Genomic DNA, 24978 nt, shown 5'->3' on the forward strand with positions numbered 1-24978 from the left:
TCTGGCGAAGATGGGACTAATCGTATCACCGGGAGGAATGTATGTGAATAAGGGACATTTAAATCAAGTTCTGCTGATTACAGATGGCTGCTCCAATCATGGCGAAGACCCGATCGCAATGGCGGCTTTCGCCAAGGAGCAGGGGATTACGGTGAATGTTATAGGAATTATGGAAGAAAACGCGATTGACCAAGAGGCAATGAAGGAAGTTGAAGGCATTGCCATGGCCGGAGGCGGCGTCCACCAAGTTGTGTATGCATCTCAATTGTCTCAGACGGTTCAAATGGTGACGAAAAAAGCAATGACCCAGACACTGCAGGGTGTCGTCAATCAAGAACTTAAACAAATTTTAGGAAAAAACGTTGAAATGGAAGAGCTTTCTCCGGAAAAACGCGGCGAAGTGATGGAAGTGGTTGATGAACTCGGCGAAACGGTTCATCTGCAAGTGCTTGTACTGGTTGATACGAGTGCCAGCATGGCGCCGAAACTGCCGACGGTGAAGGAAGCGCTGATCGATCTTTCCATCAGTTTAAATTCCCGGGCCGGGCACAATGAATTTGCAATGTGTATATTTCCCGGGAAAAGCCAGGAAGTTGAGCTTGTGCTGAATTGGACGCCAAAGCTTGAATCCCTTTCTGCACTCTTTGCGAAGCTGTCAACCGGCGGAATCACCCCTACGGGTCCTGCTATCCGGGAAGCGACGCAGCAGTTTGAGAGAATCCGCTCAAGAAGGAGCATGTTGGCAGATGATGAACGACGCTTTGACGAGTTTGGCATGTAGTCTGGCACCGGGGACGGCAATTCAGGGCAAATGGAACGGCAAATCCTACAGATTGCTCAAACAGCTTGGCAAAGGGGCTAACGGTATTGTATATCTGGCAGAAGCATCAGGCGGACATGTCGCTTTGAAAATAAGCAGCGACAGCATGTCTGTTACCTCTGAAGTGAATGTCTTAAAATCCTTTTCAAAGGCCCGGTCGCAAACGATGGGGCCTTCTTTTTTTGATGCGGACGATGCGTTTATTCCGCAGCTGAATAAAAATGTATCTTTTTACGTGATGGAGTACATAGAAGGGCCGCTTCTTCCGCAATATATCAGCAGTAAGGGAACAGAGTGGATTCCGGTGCTGATGGTGCAGCTTCTATCCAGTCTGTCAGTCCTTCATCAGCAAGGGTGGGTATTTGGCGACCTCAAGCCGGAAAACCTCATTGTAACCGGACCCCCGGCTGCCATTCGCTGCATTGATGTAGGGGGAACGACAAAACAGGGTCGCGCGATTAAAGAGTATACGGAGTTTTACGACAGGGGCTATTGGGGGTATGGAACAAGAAAAGCAGAACCATCCTATGACCTGTTTGCTGTAGCGATGATCATGATCCACTGTGTTCAGAAGAAAGAGTGCAAAAAGACAGGCAAGCCGAAAGAGCAGCTTCGGTCCATCATCGAAGGCCACCCGTTTTTGAATAAGTATAAGAAGGTTCTGTTTTCTGCTTTAAACGGCCAATATCCTTCGGCGGAAGCCATGAAGCATGACATCCTGACGGCGGGGCAGTGCCTCGGGAGCAAAAGGAAGGATGCCGCAAAGCCTAAGCCGCCGCAAGCAAAACCGCGGCAGGGCACTGTTTCTCAGACACGGTACAAACCTAAACAAAAACCGGCAAAAAACAATGGTTTATTTGAAACAACACTCATTTTAATCAGCGTTCTCGCCCTTTATTTCGCTTACATCGTCTTTTTTCTCATCTGATGCCGGCCGGTCGCCTGAGCTCATGCTTCTTCTTTGCTTGGAGGGAATGAAAGTGATAGGATATGTATATCTTTAAAAAACCTGCTCATCGTGAGGGGGACATTGTGAAAAGCGTGGAAGATTTTTTCAAAACATATCATCTTCAGGCGGAGGGGGAAACGATTATTGCCGGGGTCTCCGGAGGCCCTGATTCAATGGCGCTTCTCAGTATGCTGAATAAGCACTTCGGGAAGTCCTCCGTTATCATAGCGGCGCATGTCGACCATCAGTTCAGAGGGTCTGAATCTGAAGAAGATATGAAGTTTGTGCAGTCATACTGCGAGGCGGAACATATCCTCTGCGAAACGGTACAGATTGATGTTTCTGCATACGCAAAGAAGAATAAGCTGAACAAGCAGGCTGCCGCGCGTGATTGCAGATATCAGTTTTTCAAAGATCTGATGGCAAAGCACCAAGCGAAGTTTTTAGCGCTGGCTCATCATGGAGATGATCAAGTTGAGACCATACTCATGAGGCTTGCGAAAGGCACGCTCGGGGCAGGGCTTGCGGGAATGCAGCCCGTCCGCGAATTTGCATCCGGTTTGCTGATCAGGCCTTTCCTCTATGCGGCAAAGGATGAAATCCTTGAATACTGCCGTCAAGAAAGACTGTCCTACAGAACGGATGAGAGCAATACAAAGGACGATTATACAAGAAACAGATTCAGAAAGACCGTGCTTCCTTTTTTAAAACAAGAATCACCTGACGTTCATAAAATGTTTCAAAAAGTGAGTGAAGCACTGACAGAAGACGAACAATACTTGCAGTCATTAACGAAAGAACGAATGAATAAGGTTATTACAAGCAAGTCTGACACATCAGTTGAAATCAGTTCCTCTCAATTGCTTGCCCTTCCGATACCTTTACAAAGAAGAGGAGTTCAACTAATATTAAACTATCTTTATGAAAACGTTCCATCGTCGTTTTCCGCCCGCCACATACAGCAGTTTCTTGAATGGGCAGAAAACGGAAGTGCTTCTGGAGTGCTTGATTTTCCGAAAGGGCTGAAGGTGGTCAAATCATATCAGACATGTTTGTTTACATTTGAACAATGGCAATGTGAAAAGGTTCCCTTTGAGCTGCAGCTGCAAGGAGCGGAAGGCGAGACTGCTGTTCTCCCCAACGGCTTTATGATAGAGGTGGCCGATCAGGCTGACCCTCATATCACAAATGGGAATGCTGTTTTTATGACAAGCAGAAATAAGGTGCAATTTCCTTTAACAATCCGGACGAGAAAAATCGGAGACCGGATCAAACTTAAAGGGATGAATGGCTCGAAAAAGGTAAAAGATATATTTATTGATCATAAACTGCCTCTGCGTGATCGGGACGTATGGCCGATTGTAACGGATGCAAGCGGTGAAATTATCTGGCTGCCTGGCTTGAAAAAATCCATCTTTGACGATCTTGTGATTCCAAACAGTGACCGCATTGTATTACAATATAGACAGCATGAAAAGTGTAGGGGGCAAGCATTAACATGAAACAAGATATCGAAAAAGTGCTGATTTCAGAAGATGAGATCCAGCAGAAAGTAAAACAGCTTGGAGAACAATTAACAAGCGAGTACAGCGACACGTTTCCGTTGGCAATCGGTGTATTAAAGGGAGCGCTTCCTTTTATGGCTGATCTTATAAAGCATATTGATACATATTTGGAAATGGACTTCATGGATGTATCAAGCTACGGAAAATCCACGGTTTCTTCCGGAGAAGTCAAAATCATCAAAGATTTGGATACATCTGTAGAAGGCCGGGACATCTTAATCATTGAAGATATTATCGACAGTGGGTTAACCTTGAGCTATCTCGTAGAACTCTTCCGATATCGTAAAGCGAAATCAATTAAGATTGTTACCCTGTTGGATAAACCAAGCGGAAGAAAAGCGGACATTAAAGCAGACTTCGTAGGCTTTGAAGTTCCTGACGCGTTTGTTGTGGGTTACGGACTTGATTATGCCGAACGCTATCGCAATCTGCCTTACATCGGAGTGTTAAAACCGGCGATTTATGAAAGCTGATCGGCTGCCTGCTTCCGAGATGGTTATCGGTTGTATTGGAATGATTTTCTATGGTACTATTGAACATAGTTGTGCTTACTGTGGGAGGAGGTAAGGAATGAATCGGGTCTTCCGTAATACCATTTTTTATTTACTTATTTTATTAGTAGTAATCGGGGTTGTGAGTTACTTCCAGACTTCAAACCCGAAAACAGAAAATATGTCGTACAGTACGTTTATCAAGAATCTCGATGAAGGGAAAGTTGATAGCGTATCGGTTCAGCCTGTCAGAGGTGTTTATGAGGTAAAAGGACAGCTGAAAAAATACGACAAAGACCAGTACTTTTTAACACATGTTCCTGAAGGAAAAGGAGCAGACCAGATATTTGACGCAATTAAAAAGACGGACGTAAAAGTTGACCCCGCACAGGAAACAAGCGGGTGGGTGACGTTCTTAACGACGATCATTCCGTTTGTCATCATCTTTATTCTGTTTTTCTTCCTGCTCAATCAGGCTCAGGGCGGCGGAAGCCGTGTCATGAACTTCGGAAAGAGCAAAGCGAAGCTGTATACGGAAGAAAAGAAACGCGTGAAGTTTAAAGATGTAGCCGGCGCGGATGAGGAGAAGCAGGAGCTTGTTGAGGTTGTTGAGTTTCTGAAAGATCCTCGCAAATTTGCCGAGCTTGGCGCGAGAATTCCTAAAGGCGTACTGTTGGTCGGACCTCCGGGAACCGGTAAGACATTGCTTGCGAGAGCATCAGCCGGTGAAGCGGGCGTTCCTTTCTTCAGCATCAGCGGATCTGACTTCGTTGAAATGTTTGTCGGTGTCGGTGCTTCCCGTGTGCGTGATTTATTCGAAAATGCGAAAAAGAACGCGCCCTGCCTGATCTTCATTGATGAGATTGACGCTGTGGGACGTCAGCGCGGCGCCGGTCTTGGCGGCGGGCATGATGAACGCGAACAGACGCTGAACCAGCTGCTTGTAGAGATGGACGGTTTCAGTGCGAATGAAGGAATCATTATTATCGCTGCGACAAACCGTGCGGACATTCTTGACCCTGCATTGCTCCGTCCGGGACGTTTTGACCGTCAGATTACGGTAGACCGTCCGGATGTCATCGGCCGTGAAGCCGTATTGAAGGTCCATGCGAGAAACAAACCGCTTGATGAGACGGTGAACTTAAAAGCAATCGCTTCAAGAACACCTGGTTTCTCAGGCGCCGATTTAGAAAACCTTCTTAACGAAGCGGCACTCGTTGCTGCCCGTCAAAACAAGAAGAAAATTGATATGCGCGACATTGATGAAGCAACGGACCGTGTCATTGCGGGCCCTGCGAAGAAGAGCCGCGTCATTTCGAAAAAAGAACGCAATATCGTGGCGTACCACGAAGGCGGTCACACCGTTATCGGACTTGTGCTGGATGAAGCCGATATGGTTCATAAAGTAACGATCGTTCCGAGGGGGCAGGCAGGCGGATACGCAGTCATGCTTCCGAGAGAAGACCGTTACTTCCAGACAAAACCTGAACTTCTCGATAAAATTGTCGGTCTTCTGGGCGGACGCGTTGCCGAGGAAATTATCTTCGGCGAAGTCAGCACGGGGGCTCATAATGACTTCCAGCGGGCAACGAACATTGCCAGAAGAATGGTGACGGAGTTCGGTATGTCAGAAAAACTCGGACCGCTTCAGTTCGGTCAATCTCAAGGCGGTCAAGTATTCCTGGGCCGGGATTTCAACAACGAGCAAAACTACAGTGATCAGATCGCTTACGAAATCGATCAGGAAATTCAGCGCATCATTAAAGAATGTTATGAGCGTGCGAAAACCATCCTGACTGAAAATCGCGATAAGCTTGAATTGATTGCTCAGACATTGCTTGATGTGGAAACATTAGATGCGGAACAAATCAAGCATCTCGTGGATCACGGAAAACTCCCAGAGCGCAATTTCTCAGATGACCATCTTCAAAAAGACGATGTGAAAGTAAACATTCTGTCTAAAACAGAAGACGAAAAGAAAGACGAACCGAAAGAATAGTTCGCTTTCTGATATGAAAACCGCCGGCATATACCGGCGGTTTTTTTACTGGTTCCGTTTTGTTTACAAAAGAGCCGCAGATCGTGTATGGTATTGTAGAATGTTGAAAATGTTATGATTAGAAACTTATTCAAAAGTGGTGATAGAGGTTGTTACTGGTTATAGATGTGGGGAACACCAACACCGTGATTGGTGTATATCATGATGGGGAATTAGAATATCATTGGCGTATAGAAACGAGCAGACACAAAACAGAAGATGAATTCGGCATGCTGCTCCGCTCCTTATTTGAACATTCCGGACTCATGTTTGAACAGATTGAAGGGATTATCATCTCATCCGTTGTGCCGCCGATTATGTTCTCTTTAGAAAGAATGTGCACAAAATACTTTCACATCGAGCCGCAGGTTGTCGGCCCGGGGATGAAAACAGGTTTAAATATAAAATATGACAATCCGAAAGAAGTGGGGGCAGACAGGATCGTCAACGCCGTTGCGGCAATTCAGCTGTATGGCGGCCCATTAATTGTCGTTGACTTCGGAACGGCGACGACGTATTGCTACATTGATGAGAACAAGCAATATATGGGCGGCGCGATTGCCCCCGGCATTACGATTTCAACGGAAGCGCTCTATTCGCGTGCGGCCAAGCTTCCGAGAATTGAAATTGCCCGTCCGGACAATATTATCGGCAAAAACACGGTAAGCGCCATGCAGTCCGGCATCCTTTTCGGCTATGTCGGACAAGTTGAAGGCATAGTGAAGCGGATGAAATGGCAAGCCAAACAAGAACCGAAAGTCATTGCGACAGGCGGACTTGCATCATTGATCGCGAACGAATCAGACTGTATTGATATTGTTGACCCGTTTCTCACTCTGAAAGGACTTGAAATCATTTATGAGCGAAATCGCGTGGGTCACGTATAGGAGGTAAACGATGGATTATTTAATTAAAGCAATTGCATATGACGGTAAAGTACGGGCTTATGCAGCCAGAACGACAGATATGGTAAATGAAGCGCAAAGACGGCATGACACGTGGCCGACGGCATCAGCCGCAATCGGCCGGACGATGACAGCTTCTCTGATGCTCGGAGCGATGCTGAAGGGTGAAGATAAGCTGACCGTCAAAATAGAAGGCGGCGGCCCGATCGGTGCCATTGTCGCAGATGCGAACGCAAAGGGTGAAGTCAGAGCCTACGTATCAAATCCGCACGTTCATTTTGACCTCAATGAACATGGGAAACTGGATGTCAGACGGGCGGTAGGGACGGACGGAACCCTTAGTGTCGTAAAAGATCTGGGCTTGCGTGACTATTTTACGGGACAAGTAGAGATTGTCTCAGGCGAACTCGGTGACGACTTCACATACTACCTTGTTTCTTCTGAACAAGTCCCTTCATCCGTCGGTGTAGGTGTGCTTGTAAACCCTGATAACACAATTCTCGCTGCGGGCGGCTTCATTATCCAGCTTCTCCCGGGAACCGATGAAGAAACCATTTCAACAATCGAAAAGCAATTATCTCAAATCGAACCGATTTCTAAATTAATTCAAAAAGGCCTGACACCGGAAGAAATCTTAGAAGAAGTACTGGGTCAAAAACCGGACGTACTCGAGACCATGCCGGTCAAATTTCACTGTTCTTGTTCAAAAGACCGATTCGAAGCGGCCATTTTAGGACTAGGCAAAAAAGAAATACAAGATATGATAGAAGAAGACGGAAAAGCCGAAGCGGTTTGCCATTTTTGTAATGAGAAATATTTATTTACAAAAGAAGAACTGGAAGAGCTTCGTGACGAAACAACCCGCTAGCTCTTTAGCGGGTTGTTCTATTTTATAAAAGGGATGGGGTAGATTTTGAAACCGAGAACACTTTTGACGATTATTGTAGCGGCGCTGTTAGTATGCAGCGTGGCAGTCGCGTATAAGTTAACAAAATCCCAAGCCGCGGGATCATCTGAAGAATCCATCGCGACAATCGGTGATAAACATATCACGAGGCAAGACTGGATGAAAAAGATGGAAGATGAGTACGGAAAATCAACTCTGGAAGACATGATTAATACACAAGTAGTGGAAGAACTTGCGAAAAAGAATAAACTCACAGTTTCAAACAGCGAATTGGAGAGAGAATTTCTTTTAATCAAAGCGGTGAATAATTCATTTTATGAAGACAGTCATATTACGGAAAAAGAATGGAAAGACCAGATCCGCTACAACATTCTTCTTGAAGAACTGCTGACGAAGGATATCGATATTACGGATAAGGAAATGCAATCATTTTATAATAAAAATAAAGAACTGTATCAATTCGATGATTCCTACAGAATCCGGCACATCGTCGTTAAGAGCAAAGAAGAAGCGGACAGGGTTCTGGCTGATTTGAAAGGCGGTTCCAGCTTTGAAGCCGTTGCCGCAGAGCGTTCCACAGACAGGTACACGTCTCAGTATGGCGGAGACCTCGGCTTTGTGACAGAAAACCAGGAGAATATCCCGCCGGCATATATCACAGAAGCGAAAAACCTCAAAGAAAATGAATGGTCGGCTGAACCGATTAAAGTTTCTTCAGGATATGCGGTCATTCAGCTGAAAGAAAAGCTTAAAGCGAGAACTTTCTCATACAATGAAGTGAAGAGCCAAATCAGACGCCAGATCGCGATGGATCAATTAGGTGATAAGGCAACGGTCAAAACGCTGTGGAAAGAGGCGGGGGTCTCTTGGTTCTACGGGGAAAAAAGAACTAAATGATTGACAAAAAATTTTGAAATTGATAACTTGTATTTATAATACCAATAAATTTAGTCGGAAATTGAGGTGTCCAATATGGTTCGTATTGCAAATTCTATTACTGAACTAATCGGTAATACTCCTATTGTGAAATTGAATCGCCTGACGGATGAAAACAGCGCAGATGTATATCTGAAGCTTGAATACATGAATCCGGGCAGCAGCGTAAAAGACCGTATCGGAGTGGCGATGATTGAAGCGGCTGAAAAAGAAGGGAAATTAAAACCCGGCGACACAATCATTGAACCGACAAGCGGAAACACAGGAATCGGTCTTGCGATGGTGGCGGCGGCAAAAGGCCTCAGAGCGATCCTCGTTATGCCTGATACGATGAGTATGGAGCGACGCAATCTGCTGCGCGCATACGGGGCGGAGCTTGTGCTGACTCCCGGCGCAGAAGGAATGAAGGGCGCCATTAAAAAGGCGGAAGAACTTGCGGAGGAACACGGCTATTTTGTGCCTCAGCAATTCAACAATGCGGCAAACCCGGAAATTCACCGTCAAACAACGGGAAAAGAAATCGTAGAACAGTTTGGAGAAGACCAGCTTGATGCGTTCGTAGCCGGCATCGGTACAGGCGGAACCATCACGGGAGCGGGTGAAGTGCTGAAAGAAGCATATCCATCCATCAAAATTTACGCGGTAGAGCCGGCGGATTCTGCAGTTCTTTCAGGCGGAAAACCGGGTCCGCATAAAATTCAGGGTATCGGAGCGGGTTTTGTCCCTGAAACTTTGAATACGGACATTTATGATCAGATCATCCCCGTTAAAAACGAGGACGCATTTGAATATGCCCGTAAAACGGCAAAAGAAGAAGGGATTCTCGGCGGTATTTCTTCCGGAGCAGCCATTTACGCGGCGTTGGAAATCGCGAAAAAACTGGGGAAAGGCAAGAAAGTGCTTGCAATCATCCCTAGTAACGGAGAGCGTTACTTAAGCACACCGCTATATCAGTTTGAATAGAGACATACACACGGCTCCCGGCTGTATCCGGGAGTTTTTTTGTGCCTGAAGCATCGAAAATCCAAAAAACGTTTCGAATTCTATCGTTGGAAGAGAAATTCACTTTTTTCACCAGTGTGATTGCTATAAAATAAAACTAGAGAAAAACGAAGCAGAGGATTGATAAGATGGCACAACGCAGACCGGCAGGAAGAAGAATACCTTTTACGAAACAAGCATTTTTTCAGCAGTATGAAAACCTTTCGAAATCGAGAAAACGGCATGTTCTGCTCGAAAGCGCGAGAGGGGGAAGATTCAGTATAGCCGGTCTAGATCCGATTGCGTCCGTCAAGGGGAAAGACGGAATTACGACAATCAAGCATGAAGGGGAAACGCTGTTTAAAGAAGGTGACCCGCTGCGGGCCTTTCATGAGTGGTTTGAGGCGCTTGGGACGAAAACAAACGATGAGTTCCCGGACTTCCAAGGCGGCGCAATTGGCTTTATCAGTTACGACTACGCCCGATATATTGAGAATTTTAAGATGCTGTCTTTAGATGATTTGGAAACACCTGATATTTACTTTCTCGTTTTTGATGATGTGGCCGTTTATGACCATGAGGAAGAGGCGTTATGGCTCATTACTCATACCGAATCGGAAGAAGCGGAGCTTGCGGAAGAGAAGCTGTCCGGCTTAGAGGATATGTGGTGTTCCCTCCAAACGGAGGACGAGCCTTATTCACCCCTGAACCGGGACGTAGACGGATCGTATGCCGCTCCGTTCACTGAAGAAGGATTTTCACAGGCTGTAGAAAAAATTAAACAATATATTGCGAGCGGTGATGTGTTTCAGGTTAATTTGTCCATCAGGCAATCCCAGTCCTTACCCGTTCATCCGTATGAAGTGTATAAACATTTGAGAAACGTCAATCCGTCTCCTTACATGGCTTATCTGGAGACGCCGGGTTTTCAAGTGATATGCGGGTCGCCGGAGCTATTGGTAACAAAAAAGGGGAAAAAGCTTGAAACGAGACCGATCGCGGGTACGCGTTCAAGAGGAAAAGACGATGCTGAAGACAAGGCGCTTGCTGATGAATTGATTCACAATGAAAAAGAACGTGCGGAACACGTCATGCTTGTTGATCTTGAGCGCAATGATCTCGGGCGCGTATCGCGCTACGGCTCCGTGCGGGTGAACGAGTTTATGGCGATCGAAAAGTACTCCCACGTCATGCATATCGTGTCAAATGTACAGGGAGAACTGCAGGACGGATATGACGCGACAGATATTATTCATGCGGTTTTTCCGGGCGGCACCATCACGGGAGCGCCCAAAGTGAGAACGATGGAAATTATAGAAGAGCTTGAGCCGACAAGACGAGGGCTTTATACTGGATCTATAGGCTGGTTTGGATTTAACGGAGATTTGCAGTTTAACATTGTAATCCGGACGATCTATGCAGCCGGCGGACATGCTTTTATGCAGTCCGGCGCAGGAGTGGTCATTGACTCGGTTCCGAAGCATGAATACAAGGAATCGTTCAAAAAAGCTTTTGCTATGAAAAAGGCGTTAGAGCTGAGCGAAGAAGAGACAAAAAATCAGATGAGGTGAGCAGAGATGATTTTAATGATTGACAATTATGATTCATTTACGTACAACTTGGTTCAATATTTGGGTGAGCTGGGGGAGGAACTGATCGTCAGACGGAATGACGAGATTACGATCGAACAGATTGAAGAGCTGGCACCGGATTTCTTGATGATTTCACCTGGGCCGTGCAGTCCTGATGAGGCTGGGGTCAGTCTCGAAGCCATCAAACATTTTGCCGGCAACATTCCTATTTTCGGCGTATGTCTCGGACATCAGTCGATCGCACAAGTATTCGGCGGCGACGTCGTCAGAGCGGAGCGGCTCATGCACGGCAAAACGTCAGAGATTATGCATGACGGGCAGACAATTTTTAATGGGCTGCAAAATCCGCTGGTCGCCACGCGGTACCATTCACTTATTGTCAAAGCGGACACATTGCCGGGATGCTTTACGGTATCCGCTCAAACCAAAGAAGGAGAAATTATGGCAATCCGTCATAATGAGCTGCCCATTGAAGGTGTCCAGTTCCATCCGGAATCCATCATGACCTCCTTCGGCAAAGAGATGCTCAGAAACTTTATAGAGACACACCGCAATAAGGAAGTGACGGTGTGATTATATATTTGAATGGTCAATATATAGAGGAGAAAGAAGCGGCGCTTTCTCCTTTTGACCATGGTTATCTGTACGGGATCGGCGCGTTTGAGACGTTCAGAATTTACAGCGGCCGGCCGTTTCTGCCGGATGCGCATGTCGCCAGGCTCAACAGGGCGCTCCGGGATCTGCAGATTGCGTATGAGGTGAACAAACAGGAGCTGCTTGATATGCTTGACAGACTTTTGCTCCTCAATAACATAGAGGACGGCAGCGCGCGTGTCCGGCTTAACGTCTCCGCCGGCGTAAGCGATAAGGGATTTACTGCCCAGACTTATGAAAAGCCGACCGTCCTTTGTTTCGTCAACCGGCTTAATCCAGAAGCCCTGCCTGTTCAAAAAGAAGGCAAGCTTCTCTCTGTCCGGAGAAATACACCTGAAGGATCTTTTCGGTTAAAATCCCATCACTATTTAAACAACATGTACGCTAAACGGGAAATCGGCAATGATCCGAATCTTGAAGGGATTTTCCTGACCGGAGAAGGAGATGTCGCGGAAGGCATTGTCTCCAATGTATTTTGGCGAAAAGGAGACAAGGTCTTTACGCCATCCTTGGATACAGGCATTCTCGACGGTGTAACGAGGCAGTTTGTCATTGATGAATTGAAACGGCAGGGGACAGAAGTCATTGAAGGCCGATTCCGTTTTCAATCAATGCTTGAAGCGGATGAAGCATGGATGACAAACTCCGTCCTTGAAATTATCCCGTTTTCTAAAATAGAGGAAGTGCCGCTTCCCGGAGCGGACGGTAAAACGGTGCAATTGCTCCGTGCGCAGTATCAGCGGGAAATAAACAAAATGAATGTATAGGAGGAGGAACAAAATGGCGCAGCAAACAATTGAACAGCCTAAACTGATTCATACAAAAAAAGGCGCTCTGTCCTATAAAGAGAAGACACTCGTTATGGGGATATTAAATGTAACGCCAGACTCCTTCTCTGACGGCGGTAAATACGACAGTACGGAAAGGGCGCTTCTCCATGCGGCGAAGATGGCTGAAGAAGGGGCGCACATCATAGATATCGGCGGAGAATCGACAAGGCCCGGCGCATCACTCGTGTCGGCTGATGAGGAAATGTCACGTGTAATCCCCGCCATAGAACGGATCACAAGCGAACTGGACGTTCCGATTTCAATTGATACGTACAAAGCGTCCGTAGCAGACGAAGCGGTCAAAGCGGGGGCCTCCATCATTAATGACATCTGGGGGGCGAAAGGTGATCCTCACATGGCGTCAGTAGCCGCCGCACACGGTGTTCCGATTATCTTAATGCATAATCGCAAGGAGAGAAACTATAACGATCTGATTCCTGATATGCTCGCAGATTTGATGGAAAGCGTAAAAATTGCTGCAGAAGCCGGCGTTTCGGATGAAAACATGATTCTGGATCCGGGGATCGGCTTCGCGAAAAACTATGAGGACAATCTGGCTGTCATGAACAAGCTGGAAGTGTTCAGCGGGTTAGGTTATCCGCTGCTCCTCGCGACATCGAGAAAAAGATTCATCGGCCGTGTGCTTGACCTTCCTCCTGAAGAACGTGCCGAGGGGACAGGAGCGACGGTATGCCTTGGCATTCAGAAAGGCTGCGACATTGTGAGGGTGCACGATGTCAAGCAGATCACGAGAATGACTAAGATGATGGATGCTATGTTGAACAAAGGAGGCGCACATCATGGATAAAGTATATGTAGAAGGTATGGAGTTTTACGGATATCATGGCGTGTTCGAAGAAGAAAATAAACTCGGTCAGCGCTTCAAAGTAGACCTGACTGCCGAGCTGGATTTGAGCAAAGCGGGACAAACGGATGACCTTTCTTATACCATTAACTATGCGGAGCTTTACAGTGTCTGCCGCGGCATCGTTGAGGGCGAGCCCGTCAATTTGGTCGAGACGCTTGCGGAACGGATCGCAGACACAGTTCTTAAGAAATTTGAGCCCGTGCAGCAATGTACGGTAAAGGTTATTAAGCCTGATCCGCCGATTCCCGGCCATTATAAATCAGTAGCCATAGAAATGACGAGAAAGAAATCATGAACAACACGGCATATATCGGCCTCGGCTCCAATATGGGCGATCGTGAACACTATTTGCGCCAGGCAGTGGCCATGCTCAGCCGGCAGGATGGCGTGACGGTGACAAAAGTGTCCTCCATATATGAAACGGATCCCGTCGGCTATAAGGATCAGGACCAGTTTCTTAATATGGCGGTTGAAGTGAAAACGGCATTATCACCTTTTGACCTTCTTGATGTGACGCAGAGCATTGAAGCTGAATTAGGAAGAACGAGGGAGATCCGTTGGGGGCCGCGAACGGCAGACCTTGACATTTTGCTGTATAATCGTGAAAATATTGAAACAGAGCGGCTGATTGTTCCGCATCCAAGAATGTATGAGCGCTTATTTGTCCTTGCGCCGTTAAAAGAAATTTGTCCTCAGGCGGATCATATCACCATAAGCGCTGAAACAAACCAAGAAGGTGTAAGAGTATGGAAGCAGAAATCTGGGGTAGACGAATTCGTGCATTCAGAAAGCTGAAGGGGTATACTCAAGAAGGGTTTGCAAAAGCGATAGGTATATCAGTTTCCATTCTCGGCGAGATTGAACGCGGAAACCGTTTGCCGTCAGCTGTGATCATTCGTGATGCCGCTGATGCTTTAAATATAAGCGCGGAGGAATTGGCTCCGCCTCAAAATGCACGAAAGGAGGTCGATTAATGTTTAAAATCGGTGATATTGAATTGAAAAACAGAGTGGTGCTTGCTCCGATGGCCGGAGTCTGCAACGCCGCATTCCGTCTTACTGTTAAAGAATTCGGAGCGGGACTCGTATGTGCGGAAATGGTCAGTGACAAAGCCATTCTGTACAACAACGCGAAAACAATGGGAATGCTCTTCATCGAGGAGAGAGAAAAACCTCTCAGCCTTCAGATTTTCGGAGGAGAGAAAGAAACCCTTGTAGAAGCGGCTAAGTTTGTCGATCAAAATACGACGGCTGATATTATTGATATTAACATGGGATGTCCTGTGCCGAAGATTACAAAATGCGATGCGGGGGCAAAATGGCTTCTCGATCCGAATAAAATTTATGAAATGGTATCCGCAGTAGTAGATGCTGTTGATAAACCCGTCACAGTGAAAATGCGAATGGGTTGGGATGAAGATCACATTTATGCCGTGAAAAACGCCCAGGCCGTTGAACGCGCCGGCGGAAAAGCCGTTGCGCTGCACGGCCGCACAAGAGTGCAAATGTATGAAGGCACTGCGAACTGGGATATCATTAAAGAAGTAAAACAATCCCTCTCTATTCCTGTCATCGGAAACGGCGATGTCAAAACGCCTCAGGACGCGAAACGCATGCTCGAGGAAACCGGTGTTGACGGTGTCATGATCGGCCGTGCCGCACTCGGCAACCCGTGGATGATTTACCGTACGGTTCAGTACCTTGAAACCGGTGAGTTAAAAGACGAACCGAAAGTCCGTGAAAAAATGTCAGTATGTAAGCTGCACTTAGACCGCCTAATTAAGTTAAAAGGCGAAAAAGTGGCAGTCAGAGAAATGAGAAAACACGCTGCCTGGTATCTGAAAGGCGTCAGAGGCAATGCGGAGGTCCGCAACGGAATCAACCATTGTGAGGCGCGTGAAGAGTTTGTGCAGCTTTTAGACGCATTTACGGCTGAAGTAGAGGCAAAAGAGCTTCAAGATGCAAAAGTAGGTTAATATACACCCTCTATTGCTGCTCACTGCCAGCTTACCGCTGGCAGTTTTTCTGCTTTTTCATGAAATCAAAATGTAACGGAGTGATACCAATGAGTCAAGAAGAGCAAAATCATGAGGAATTGAACGACCAGCTGCAAGTCAGACGCGATAAAATGAACCAGCTGAGAGAAAACGGCATTGATCCTTTCGGCGAACGTTTCGAGAGAACACATCAATCTCAGCAGATCATTGACGCCTATCAGGAGTTTTCTAAAGAAGAACTGGAAGAAAAAGCAATCGAAGTTACCATTGCAGGCCGTATGATGACAAAGCGCGGAAAAGGGAAAGCCGGCTTTGCGCACCTGCAGGACTTAGAGGGTCAAATTCAAATTTACGTAAGAAAAGACAGTGTCGGCGAAGAACAATATGAAATCTTTAAATCTTCAGACCTCGGAGACGTTATCGGCATCACCGGGAAAGTTTTCAAAACAAACGTAGGCGAGCTGTCTGTCAAAGCGACATCTTTTGAACTGCTGACAAAAGCACTGCGTCCTCTTCCTGATAAATATCATGGATTAAAAGATGTAGAACAGCGTTACCGTCAGCGCTACCTTGACCTCATCGTAAATCCTGACAGCAAACAAACGTTTATCACACGCAGCAAAATCATCCAAGCGATGAGAAGATACTTAGATGACCATGGATACTTAGAAGTTGAAACACCTACGATGCACAGCATACCGGGAGGAGCATCTGCACGCCCGTTCATCACGCATCATAATGCGCTGGACATGCCTCTTTATATGCGTATTGCGATTGAGCTGCATCTGAAACGCCTGATTGTCGGCGGATTAGAAAAAGTCTACGAAATCGGCCGCGTGTTCCGTAATGAAGGTGTTTCTACACGCCACAACCCTGAATTTACGATGATTGAGCTGTATGAAGCGTACGCCGATTATAAGGATATTATGAGCCTGACGGAAAACCTCGTTGCACATATTGCGCAGGAAGTGCTGGGAAGCACCACAATCCAGTACGGCGAAGAGCAGATTGATCTGAAACCTGAATGGAAACGACTCCATATGGTAGATGCCGTCAAAGAAGCGACAGGCGTAGATTTCTGGGATGAGATGACTGTTGAAGAAGCGCGAAGCCATGCAAAAGAACATGGCATCGAGATCACAAACTCAATGACAGTGGGCCATATCATCAATGAATTCTTCGAACAAAAAATTGAAGAAACACTTATTCAGCCGACATTTATTTACGGCCATCCTGTAGAGATTTCTCCTCTCGCTAAGAAAAATCCTGAGGACCCTCGTTTTACAGACCGTTTTGAGCTGTTTATCGTCGGCCGTGAGCACGCAAACGCGTTTACGGAGCTGAATGACCCTATCGATCAGAGAGAACGCTTTGAAGCGCAATTGAAAGAAAGAGAAGAAGGAAACGATGAAGCGCATATGATGGATGAAGACTTCGTTGAAGCTCTTGAATACGGCATGCCGCCGACCGGAGGATTGGGTATCGGCATCGACCGCCTCGTCATGCTGTTAACAAATGCTCCGTCTATCAGAGACGTTTTATTATTCCCTCAAATGAGACATCGCTAATAAAAGCGAAAGCGCCGTTTCTGCATATCGCAGTACGGCGCTTTTTTAGAAACAAGTCGTTCGTAAAACTTTTTTGATTTTCTTTTTAAAAAACTATTGCACTATTATTTGTGAGGTGGTATATTATTATTCGTTGCCGCTAAACAAGGCGCTGACGAAAAAAAGAAATTTTAAAAAGTTGTTGACTTCAAGAGATTGATAAGATATAATAATAAAGTCGCTTGAACGAAAGACAAAATGATCTTTGAAAACTAAACAAGACAAAACGTACCTGTTAATTCAAAGTTTTAAATAAATCGCACAGCGATGTGCGTAGTCAGTCAAACTACTTTATCGGAGAGTTTGATCCTGGCTCAGGACGAACGCTGGCGGCGTGCCTAATACATGCAAGTCGAGCGGACAGATGGGAGCTTGCTCCCTGATGTTAGCGGCGGACGGGTGAGTAACACGTGGGTAACCTGCCTGTAAGACTGGGATAACTCCGGGAAACCGGGGCTAATACCGGATGCTTGTTTGAACCGCATGGTTCAGACATAAAAGGTGGCTTCGGCTACCACTTACAGATGGACCCGCGGCGCATTAGCTAGTTGGTGAGGTAACGGCTCACCAAGGCGACGATGCGTAGCCGACCTGAGAGGGTGATCGGCCACACTGGGACTGAGACACGGCCCAGACTCCTACGGGAGGCAGCAGTAGGGAATCTTCCGCAATGGACGAAAGTCTGACGGAGCAACGCCGCGTGAGTGATGAAGGTTTTCGGATCGTAAAGCTCTGTTGTTAGGGAAGAACAAGTGCCGTTCAAATAGGGCGGCACCTTGACGGTACCTAACCAGAAAGCCACGGCTAACTACGTGCCAGCAGCCGCGGTAATACGTAGGTGGCAAGCGTTGTCCGGAATTATTGGGCGTAAAGGGCTCGCAGGCGGTTTCTTAAGTCTGATGTGAAAGCCCCCGGCTCAACCGGGGAGGGTCATTGGAAACTGGGGAACTTGAGTGCAGAAGAGGAGAGTGGAATTCCACGTGTAGCGGTGAAATGCGTAGAGATGTGGAGGAACACCAGTGGCGAAGGCGACTCTCTGGTCTGTAACTGACGCTGAGGAGCGAAAGCGTGGGGAGCGAACAGGATTAGATACCCTGGTAGTCCACGCCGTAAACGATGAGTGCTAAGTGTTAGGGGGTTTCCGCCCCTTAGTGCTGCAGCTAACGCATTAAGCACTCCGCCTGGGGAGTACGGTCGCAAGACTGAAACTCAAAGGAATTGACGGGGGCCCGCACAAGCGGTGGAGCATGTGGTTTAATTCGAAGCAACGCGAAGAACCTTACCAGGTCTTGACATCCTCTGACAATCCTAGAGATAGGACGTCCCCTTCGGGGGCAGAGTGACAGGTGGTGCATGGTTGTCGTCAGCTCGTGTCGTGAGATGTTGGGTTAAGTCCCGCAACGAGCGCAACCCTTGATCTTAGTTGCCAGCATTCAGTTGGGCACTCTAAGGTGACTGCCGGTGACAAACCGGAGGAAGGTGGGGATGACGTCAAATCATCATGCCCCTTATGACCTGGGCTACACACGTGCTACAATGGGCAGAACAAAGGGCAGCGAAACCGCGAGGTTAAGCCAATCCCACAAATCTGTTCTCAGTTCGGATCGCAGTCTGCAACTCGACTGCGTGAAGCTGGAATCGCTAGTAATCGCGGATCAGCATGCCGCGGTGAATACGTTCCCGGGCCTTGTACACACCGCCCGTCACACCACGAGAGTTTGTAACACCCGAAGTCGGTGAGGTAACCTTTTTGGAGCCAGCCGCCGAAGGTGGGACAGATGATTGGGGTGAAGTCGTAACAAGGTAGCCGTATCGGAAGGTGCGGCTGGATCACCTCCTTTCTAAGGATTTTAACGGAATATAAGACCTTGGGTCTTATAAACAGAACGTTCCCTGTCTTGTTTAGTTTTGAAGGATCATTCGATTCTTCGAGATGTTGTTCTTTGAAAACTAGATAACAGAAGTAATTCACATTCAATTGTAATGCAAGATATCACGTAGTGATTCTTTTTAACGGTTAAGTTAGAAAGGGCGCACGGTGGATGCCTTGGCACTAGGAGCCGATGAAGGACGGGACGAACACCGATATGCTTCGGGGAGCTGTAAGCAAGCTTTGATCCGGAGATTTCCGAATGGGGAAACCCACCACTCGTAATGGAGTGGTATCCATATCTGAATACATAGGATATGAGAAGGCAGACCCGGGGAACTGAAACATCTAAGTACCCGGAGGAAGAGAAAGCAAATGCGATTCCCTGAGTAGCGGCGAGCGAAACGGGACCAGCCCAAACCAAGAGGCTTGCCTCTTGGGGTTGTAGGACACTCTGTACGGAGTTACAAAGGAACGAGGTAGATGAAGAGGTCTGGAAAGGCCCGCCATAGGAGGTAACAGCCCTGTAGTCAAAACTTCGTTCTCTCCTGAGTGGATCCTGAGTACGGCGGAACACGTGAAATTCCGTCGGAATCCGGGAGGACCATCTCCCAAGGCTAAATACTCCCTAGTGACCGATAGTGAACCAGTACCGTGAGGGAAAGGTGAAAAGCACCCCGGAAGGGGAGTGAAAGAGATCCTGAAACCGTGTGCCTACAAGTAGTCAGAGCCCGTTAACGGGTGATGGCGTGCCTTTTGTAGAATGAACCGGCGAGTTACGATCCCGTGCAAGGTTAAGCAGAAGATGCGGAGCCGCAGCGAAAGCGAGTCTGAATAGGGCGAATTGAGTACGTGGTCGTAGACCCGAAACCAGGTGATCTACCCATGTCCAGGGTGAAGTTCAGGTAACACTGAATGGAGGCCCGAACCCACGCACGTTGAAAAGTGCGGGGATGAGGTGTGGGTAGGGGTGAAATGCCAATCGAACCTGGAGATAGCTGGTTCTCTCCGAAATAGCTTTAGGGCTAGCCTCAAGGTAAGAGTCTCGGAGGTAGAGCACTGATTGGACTAGGGGCCCCTACCGGGTTACCGAATTCAGTCAAACTCCGAATGCCGATGACTTATCCTTGGGAGTCAGACTGCGAGTGATAAGATCCGTAGTCGAAAGGGAAACAGCCCAGACCGCCAGCTAAGGTCCCAAAGTATACGTTAAGTGGAAAAGGATGTGGAGTTGCTTAGACAACCAGGATGTTGGCTTAGAAGCAGCCACCATTTAAAGAGTGCGTAATAGCTCACTGGTCGAGTGACTCTGCGCCGAAAATGTACCGGGGCTAAACGTATCACCGAAGCTGCGGACTGTTCTTCGAACAGTGGTAGGAGAGCGTTCTAAGGGCTGTGAAGCAAGACCGGAAGGACTTGTGGAGCGCTTAGAAGTGAGAATGCCGGTATGAGTAGCGAAAGAGGGGTGAGAATCCCCTCCACCGAATGCCTAAGGTTTCCTGAGGAAGGCTCGTCCGCTCAGGGTTAGTCGGGACCTAAGCCGAGGCCGAAAGGCGTAGGCGATGGATAACAGGTTGATATTCCTGTACCACCTCCTCACCATTTGAGCAATGGGGGGACGCAGGAGGATAGGGTAAGCGCGGTATTGGATATCCGCGTCCAAGCAGTTAGGCTGGGAAATAGGCAAATCCGTTTCCCGTGAAGGCTGAGCTGTGATGGCGAGCGAATTATAGTAGCGAAGTTCCTGATTCCACACTGCCAAGAAAAGCCTCTAGCGAGGTGAGAGGTGCCCGTACCGCAAACCGACACAGGTAGGCGAGGAGAGAATCCTAAGGTGATCGAGAGAACTCTCGTTAAGGAACTCGGCAAAATGACCCCGTAACTTCGGGAGAAGGGGTGCTCTGTTAGGGTGCAAGCCCGAGAGAGCCGCAGTGAATAGGCCCAGGCGACTGTTTAGCAAAAACACAGGTCTCTGCGAAGCCGTAAGGCGAAGTATAGGGGCTGACGCCTGCCCGGTGCTGGAAGGTTAAGAGGAGCGCTTAGCGTAAGCGAAGGTGCGAATTGAAGCCCCAGTAAACGGCGGCCGTAACTATAACGGTCCTAAGGTAGCGAAATTCCTTGTCGGGTAAGTTCCGACCCGCACGAAAGGCGCAACGATCTGGGCACTGTCTCAACGAGAGACTCGGTGAAATTATAGTACCTGTGAAGATGCAGGTTACCCGCGACAGGACGGAAAGACCCCGTGGAGCTTTACTGCAGCCTGATATTGAATGTTGGTACAGCTTGTACAGGATAGGTAGGAGCCTTGGAAACCGGAGCGCCAGCTTCGGTGGAGGCATCGGTGGGATACTACCCTGGCTGTATTGACCTTCTAACCCGCCGCCCTTATCGGGCGGGGAGACAGTGTCAGGTGGGCAGTTTGACTGGGGCGGTCGCCTCCTAAAAGGTAACGGAGGCGCCCAAAGGTTCCCTCAGAATGGTTGGAAATCATTCGCAGAGTGTAAAGGCACAAGGGAGCTTGACTGCGAGACCTACAAGTCGAGCAGGGACGAAAGTCGGGCTTAGTGATCCGGTGGTTCCGCATGGAAGGGCCATCGCTCAACGGATAAAAGCTACCCCGGGGATAACAGGCTTATCTCCCCCAAGAGTCCACATCGACGGGGAGGTTTGGCACCTCGATGTCGGCTCATCGCATCCTGGGGCTGTAGTCGGTCCCAAGGGTTGGGCTGTTCGCCCATTAAAGCGGTACGCGAGCTGGGTTCAGAACGTCGTGAGACAGTTCGGTCCCTATCCGTCGCGGGCGCAGGAAATTTGAGAGGAGCTGTCCTTAGTACGAGAGGACCGGGATGGACGCACCGCTGGTGTACCAGTTGTTCTGCCAAGGGCATCGCTGGGTAGCTATGTGCGGACGGGATAAGTGCTGAAAGCATCTAAGCATGAAGCCCCCCTCAAGATGAGATTTCCCATTCCGCAAGGAAGTAAGATCCCTGAAAGATGATCAGGTTGATAGGTCTGAGGTGGAAGTGTGGCGACACATGGAGCTGACAGATACTAATCGATCGAGGACTTAACCAATTTTGAATGTATGCTTCCTGTTATCTAGTTTTGAGAGAACACTCTCAATGGTTTGGTGGCGATAGCGAAGAGGTCACACCCGTTCCCATGCCGAACACGGAAGTTAAGCTCTTCAGCGCCGATGGTAGTCGGGGGTTTCCCCCTGTGAGAGCAGGACGCCGCCAAGCCATTACACGTAAGTGTAATATACGGAGGATTAGCTCAGCTGGGAGAGCATCTGCCTTACAAGCAGAGGGTCGGCGGTTCGAGCCCGTCATCCTCCACCATATTTGCCGGCCTAGCTCAATTGGTAGAGCAACTGACTTGTAATCAGTAGGTTGGGGGTTCAAGTCCTCTGGCCGGCACCATTTTTGGACAAGATAATAACATAAGTTTTTTTAAAAAGAGCCATTAGCTCAGTTGGTAGAGCATCTGACTTTTAATCAGAGGGTCGAAGGTTCGAGTCCTTCATGGCTCACCATGTTACGCGGGTGTGGCGGAATTGGCAGACGCGCTAGACTTAGGATCTAGTGTCTTATGACGTGGGGGTTCAAGTCCCTTCACCCGCATTATACAGGATAGTTATCCTGTATGCGGAAGTAGTTCAGTGGTAGAACACCACCTTGCCAAGGTGGGGGTCGCGGGTTCGAATCCCGTCTTCCGCTCCAACTATACCATCCACGCCGGGGTGGTGGAATTGGCAGACACACAGGACTTAAAATCCTGCGGTAGGTGACTACCGTGCCGGTTCAAGTCCGGCCCTCGGCATTCATTATTATGCGCCCGTAGCTCAATTGGATAGAGCGTTTGACTACGGATCAAAAGGTTAGGGGTTCGACTCCTCTCGGGCGCGCCATAATAAAACATATAATCGGGAAGTAGCTCAGCTTGGTAGAGCACATGGTTTGGGACCATGGGGTCGCAGGTTCGAATCCTGTCTTCCCGACCACTTTGGGGCCTTAGCTCAGCTGGGAGAGCGCCTGCTTTGCACGCAGGAGGTCAGCGGTTCGATCCCGCTAGGCTCCACCATTTACAAAAAACATGTTGACTTTAAAAGAAACTTATTATATACTTAAAAAGTTGCTTGGAAAAGTGAACAAAATGATCTTTGAAAACTAAACAAGACAAAACGTACCTGTTAATTCAAAGTTTTAAATAAATCGCACAGCGATGTGCGTAGTCAGTCAAACTACTTTATCGGAGAGTTTGATCCTGGCTCAGGACGAACGCTGGCGGCGTGCCTAATACATGCAAGTCGAGCGGACAGATGGGAGCTTGCTCCCTGATGTTAGCGGCGGACGGGTGAGTAACACGTGGGTAACCTGCCTGTAAGACTGGGATAACTCCGGGAAACCGGGGCTAATACCGGATGCTTGTTTGAACCGCATGGTTCAGACATAAAAGGTGGCTTCGGCTACCACTTACAGATGGACCCGCGGCGCATTAGCTAGTTGGTGAGGTAACGGCTCACCAAGGCGACGATGCGTAGCCGACCTGAGAGGGTGATCGGCCACACTGGGACTGAGACACGGCCCAGACTCCTACGGGAGGCAGCAGTAGGGAATCTTCCGCAATGGACGAAAGTCTGACGGAGCAACGCCGCGTGAGTGATGAAGGTTTTCGGATCGTAAAGCTCTGTTGTTAGGGAAGAACAAGTGCCGTTCAAATAGGGCGGCACCTTGACGGTACCTAACCAGAAAGCCACGGCTAACTACGTGCCAGCAGCCGCGGTAATACGTAGGTGGCAAGCGTTGTCCGGAATTATTGGGCGTAAAGGGCTCGCAGGCGGTTTCTTAAGTCTGATGTGAAAGCCCCCGGCTCAACCGGGGAGGGTCATTGGAAACTGGGGAACTTGAGTGCAGAAGAGGAGAGTGGAATTCCACGTGTAGCGGTGAAATGCGTAGAGATGTGGAGGAACACCAGTGGCGAAGGCGACTCTCTGGTCTGTAACTGACGCTGAGGAGCGAAAGCGTGGGGAGCGAACAGGATTAGATACCCTGGTAGTCCACGCCGTAAACGATGAGTGCTAAGTGTTAGGGGGTTTCCGCCCCTTAGTGCTGCAGCTAACGCATTAAGCACTCCGCCTGGGGAGTACGGTCGCAAGACTGAAACTCAAAGGAATTGACGGGGGCCCGCACAAGCGGTGGAGCATGTGGTTTAATTCGAAGCAACGCGAAGAACCTTACCAGGTCTTGACATCCTCTGACAATCCTAGAGATAGGACGTCCCCTTCGGGGGCAGAGTGACAGGTGGTGCATGGTTGTCGTCAGCTCGTGTCGTGAGATGTTGGGTTAAGTCCCGCAACGAGCGCAACCCTTGATCTTAGTTGCCAGCATTCAGTTGGGCACTCTAAGGTGACTGCCGGTGACAAACCGGAGGAAGGTGGGGATGACGTCAAATCATCATGCCCCTTATGACCTGGGCTACACACGTGCTACAATGGGCAGAACAAAGGGCAGCGAAACCGCGAGGTTAAGCCAATCCCACAAATCTGTTCTCAGTTCGGATCGCAGTCTGCAACTCGACTGCGTGAAGCTGGAATCGCTAGTAATCGCGGATCAGCATGCCGCGGTGAATACGTTCCCGGGCCTTGTACACACCGCCCGTCACACCACGAGAGTTTGTAACACCCGAAGTCGGTGAGGTAACCTTTTTGGAGCCAGCCGCCGAAGGTGGGACAGATGATTGGGGTGAAGTCGTAACAAGGTAGCCGTATCGGAAGGTGCGGCTGGATCACCTCCTTTCTAAGGATTTTAACGGAATATAAGACCTTGGGTCTTATAAACAGAACGTTCCCTGTCTTGTTTAGTTTTGAAGGATCATTCGATTCTTCGAGATGTTGTTCTTTGAAAACTAGATAACAGAAGTAATTCACATTCAATTGTAATGCAAGATATCACGTAGTGATTCTTTTT

The 24978-nt window shown here is 48.2% G+C and carries 18 protein-coding genes, 9 tRNA genes and 4 rRNA genes; all 31 read left to right on the forward strand.

The annotated features are described in order from the left end of the window. The first annotated feature begins 43 nt into the window (after positions 1-43). The 31 genes from QRX25_RS00400 (at position 44) to QRX25_RS00550 (ending at position 24807) form a co-directional block, all read left to right on the forward strand. Entirely contained in the window at positions 44-781 is a 738-nt protein-coding gene (locus QRX25_RS00400) for a vWA domain-containing protein (protein ID WP_013350772.1), read from the forward strand. Then, complete coding sequence (prkT, locus tag QRX25_RS00405; protein ID WP_193351193.1) at positions 747-1748, forward strand: serine/threonine protein kinase PrkT; 1002 nt, start codon at positions 747-749, stop codon at positions 1746-1748. Before QRX25_RS00400 ends, prkT begins: the two co-directional genes overlap by 35 nt. A gap of 104 nt (positions 1749-1852) precedes the next feature. Continuing rightward, entirely contained in the window at positions 1853-3271 is a 1419-nt protein-coding gene (gene tilS / locus QRX25_RS00410; protein ID WP_115998377.1) for a tRNA lysidine(34) synthetase TilS, read from the forward strand. Next, positions 3268-3807 carry a hypoxanthine phosphoribosyltransferase gene (gene hpt / locus QRX25_RS00415; RefSeq protein WP_115998371.1) on the forward strand — a complete coding sequence of 180 codons (540 nt, stop codon included), beginning with the start codon at positions 3268-3270 and terminating at the stop codon, positions 3805-3807. Before tilS ends, hpt begins: the two co-directional genes overlap by 4 nt. A 97-nt stretch (positions 3808-3904) precedes the next feature. Continuing rightward, the gene (gene ftsH / locus QRX25_RS00420; RefSeq protein WP_013350776.1) at positions 3905-5824 is read left to right on the forward strand and encodes an ATP-dependent zinc metalloprotease FtsH; all 1920 of its coding nucleotides are present in this window, start codon (positions 3905-3907) and stop codon (positions 5822-5824) included. Positions 5825-5973: 149 nt separating this feature from the next. Beyond that, on the forward strand, positions 5974-6750 hold the full coding sequence (locus tag QRX25_RS00425) for a type III pantothenate kinase (RefSeq protein WP_065980539.1): 777 nt from the start codon (positions 5974-5976) through the stop codon (positions 6748-6750). Positions 6751-6760: 10 nt separating this feature from the next. Then, a complete protein-coding gene (hslO, locus tag QRX25_RS00430; RefSeq protein ID WP_115998373.1) occupies positions 6761-7636 on the forward strand; it encodes an Hsp33 family molecular chaperone HslO in 876 nt (291 codons plus the stop codon). Between the two features lie 45 nt (positions 7637-7681). Next, positions 7682-8572: a peptidyl-prolyl cis-trans isomerase gene (locus QRX25_RS00435; protein WP_212100082.1), complete on the forward strand. Its 891-nt coding sequence runs from the start codon at positions 7682-7684 to the stop codon at positions 8570-8572. 75 nt (positions 8573-8647) lie between these two features. Then, positions 8648-9574, forward strand: coding sequence for a cysteine synthase A (gene cysK, locus QRX25_RS00440; protein ID WP_065980542.1), 927 nt, complete (start codon positions 8648-8650; stop codon positions 9572-9574). A gap of 167 nt (positions 9575-9741) precedes the next feature. Continuing rightward, entirely contained in the window at positions 9742-11163 is a 1422-nt protein-coding gene (gene pabB, locus QRX25_RS00445) for an aminodeoxychorismate synthase, component I (protein WP_065980543.1), read from the forward strand. A gap of 6 nt (positions 11164-11169) precedes the next feature. Next, complete coding sequence (gene pabA, locus QRX25_RS00450) at positions 11170-11757, forward strand: aminodeoxychorismate/anthranilate synthase component II (RefSeq protein WP_212100084.1); 588 nt, start codon at positions 11170-11172, stop codon at positions 11755-11757. Beyond that, a complete protein-coding gene (gene pabC, locus QRX25_RS00455; protein ID WP_065980545.1) occupies positions 11754-12605 on the forward strand; it encodes an aminodeoxychorismate lyase in 852 nt (283 codons plus the stop codon). The genes pabA and pabC overlap by 4 nt, the downstream gene beginning before the upstream one ends. A 13-nt stretch (positions 12606-12618) precedes the next feature. Beyond that, complete coding sequence (gene folP / locus QRX25_RS00460) at positions 12619-13476, forward strand: dihydropteroate synthase (RefSeq protein ID WP_065980546.1); 858 nt, start codon at positions 12619-12621, stop codon at positions 13474-13476. Then, positions 13469-13831, forward strand: a complete 363-nt coding sequence (folB, locus tag QRX25_RS00465) for a dihydroneopterin aldolase (protein WP_013350785.1) — start codon at positions 13469-13471, stop codon at positions 13829-13831. The genes folP and folB overlap by 8 nt, the downstream gene beginning before the upstream one ends. Continuing rightward, positions 13828-14331, forward strand: a complete 504-nt coding sequence (folK, locus tag QRX25_RS00470; protein ID WP_212100086.1) for a 2-amino-4-hydroxy-6-hydroxymethyldihydropteridine diphosphokinase — start codon at positions 13828-13830, stop codon at positions 14329-14331. The genes folB and folK overlap by 4 nt, the downstream gene beginning before the upstream one ends. After that, the gene (locus QRX25_RS00475) at positions 14283-14510 is read left to right on the forward strand and encodes a helix-turn-helix domain-containing protein (protein ID WP_014469610.1); all 228 of its coding nucleotides are present in this window, start codon (positions 14283-14285) and stop codon (positions 14508-14510) included. The genes folK and QRX25_RS00475 overlap by 49 nt, the downstream gene beginning before the upstream one ends. Further along, on the forward strand, positions 14510-15511 hold the full coding sequence (dusB, locus tag QRX25_RS00480; protein WP_013350787.1) for a tRNA dihydrouridine synthase DusB: 1002 nt from the start codon (positions 14510-14512) through the stop codon (positions 15509-15511). The genes QRX25_RS00475 and dusB overlap by 1 nt, the downstream gene beginning before the upstream one ends. Positions 15512-15600: 89 nt before the next feature. After that, a complete protein-coding gene (gene lysS / locus QRX25_RS00485; protein ID WP_212100088.1) occupies positions 15601-17100 on the forward strand; it encodes a lysine--tRNA ligase in 1500 nt (499 codons plus the stop codon). A 330-nt stretch (positions 17101-17430) separates the two neighbouring features. Continuing rightward, a 16S ribosomal RNA gene (locus QRX25_RS00490) occupies positions 17431-18980 on the forward strand. A 174-nt stretch (positions 18981-19154) separates the two neighbouring features. After that, positions 19155-22084 (forward strand): 23S ribosomal RNA (locus QRX25_RS00495). A 51-nt stretch (positions 22085-22135) separates the two neighbouring features. Continuing rightward, positions 22136-22251: ribosomal RNA gene (rrf, locus tag QRX25_RS00500) — 5S ribosomal RNA — on the forward strand. A gap of 23 nt (positions 22252-22274) precedes the next feature. Further along, positions 22275-22350 (forward strand) — tRNA-Val (locus QRX25_RS00505). A 5-nt stretch (positions 22351-22355) separates the two neighbouring features. Further along, positions 22356-22431, forward strand: a tRNA-Thr gene (locus QRX25_RS00510). A 37-nt stretch (positions 22432-22468) separates the two neighbouring features. Further along, positions 22469-22544: transfer RNA gene (locus QRX25_RS00515), tRNA-Lys, on the forward strand. Positions 22545-22550: 6 nt separating this feature from the next. Further along, positions 22551-22632 (forward strand) — tRNA-Leu (locus tag QRX25_RS00520). A gap of 24 nt (positions 22633-22656) precedes the next feature. Then, positions 22657-22731, forward strand: a tRNA-Gly gene (locus tag QRX25_RS00525). A 14-nt stretch (positions 22732-22745) separates the two neighbouring features. Then, positions 22746-22831, forward strand: a tRNA-Leu gene (locus QRX25_RS00530). An 11-nt stretch (positions 22832-22842) separates the two neighbouring features. After that, positions 22843-22919, forward strand: a tRNA-Arg gene (locus QRX25_RS00535). A 16-nt stretch (positions 22920-22935) separates the two neighbouring features. Beyond that, positions 22936-23012: transfer RNA gene (locus QRX25_RS00540), tRNA-Pro, on the forward strand. Between the two features lie 4 nt (positions 23013-23016). Next, positions 23017-23092: transfer RNA gene (locus QRX25_RS00545), tRNA-Ala, on the forward strand. Between the two features lie 165 nt (positions 23093-23257). Next, positions 23258-24807 (forward strand): 16S ribosomal RNA (locus QRX25_RS00550). The 16S, 23S and 5S rRNA genes sit together here with 9 tRNA genes alongside, the layout of an rRNA operon. The last annotated feature ends 171 nt before the right edge of the window (positions 24808-24978 follow it).

Origin of the sequence: Bacillus sp. L381 (assembly GCF_030284525.1) — a bacterium.
Classification (GTDB): domain Bacteria; phylum Bacillota; class Bacilli; order Bacillales; family Bacillaceae; genus Bacillus; species Bacillus amyloliquefaciens.

What these genes read in the sequence shown, in the direction of transcription:
- folP (WP_065980546.1), top strand. Translation starts at nt 12,619, where the DNA reads ATGGCGCAGCAAACAATTGAACAGCCTAAACTGATTCATACAAAAAAA.
- ftsH (WP_013350776.1), top strand. Translation starts at nt 3,905, where the DNA reads ATGAATCGGGTCTTCCGTAATACCATTTTTTATTTACTTATTTTATTA.
- hslO (WP_115998373.1), top strand. Translation starts at nt 6,761, where the DNA reads ATGGATTATTTAATTAAAGCAATTGCATATGACGGTAAAGTACGGGCT.
- folK (WP_212100086.1), top strand. Translation starts at nt 13,828, where the DNA reads ATGAACAACACGGCATATATCGGCCTCGGCTCCAATATGGGCGATCGT.
- folB (WP_013350785.1), top strand. Translation starts at nt 13,469, where the DNA reads ATGGATAAAGTATATGTAGAAGGTATGGAGTTTTACGGATATCATGGC.
- pabA (WP_212100084.1), top strand. Translation starts at nt 11,170, where the DNA reads ATGATTTTAATGATTGACAATTATGATTCATTTACGTACAACTTGGTT.
- pabB (WP_065980543.1), top strand. Translation starts at nt 9,742, where the DNA reads ATGGCACAACGCAGACCGGCAGGAAGAAGAATACCTTTTACGAAACAA.
- hpt (WP_115998371.1), top strand. Translation starts at nt 3,268, where the DNA reads ATGAAACAAGATATCGAAAAAGTGCTGATTTCAGAAGATGAGATCCAG.
- QRX25_RS00475 (WP_014469610.1), top strand. Translation starts at nt 14,283, where the DNA reads ATGGAAGCAGAAATCTGGGGTAGACGAATTCGTGCATTCAGAAAGCTG.
- lysS (WP_212100088.1), top strand. Translation starts at nt 15,601, where the DNA reads ATGAGTCAAGAAGAGCAAAATCATGAGGAATTGAACGACCAGCTGCAA.
- cysK (WP_065980542.1), top strand. Translation starts at nt 8,648, where the DNA reads ATGGTTCGTATTGCAAATTCTATTACTGAACTAATCGGTAATACTCCT.
- prkT (WP_193351193.1), top strand. Translation starts at nt 747, where the DNA reads ATGATGAACGACGCTTTGACGAGTTTGGCATGTAGTCTGGCACCGGGG.
- dusB (WP_013350787.1), top strand. Translation starts at nt 14,510, where the DNA reads ATGTTTAAAATCGGTGATATTGAATTGAAAAACAGAGTGGTGCTTGCT.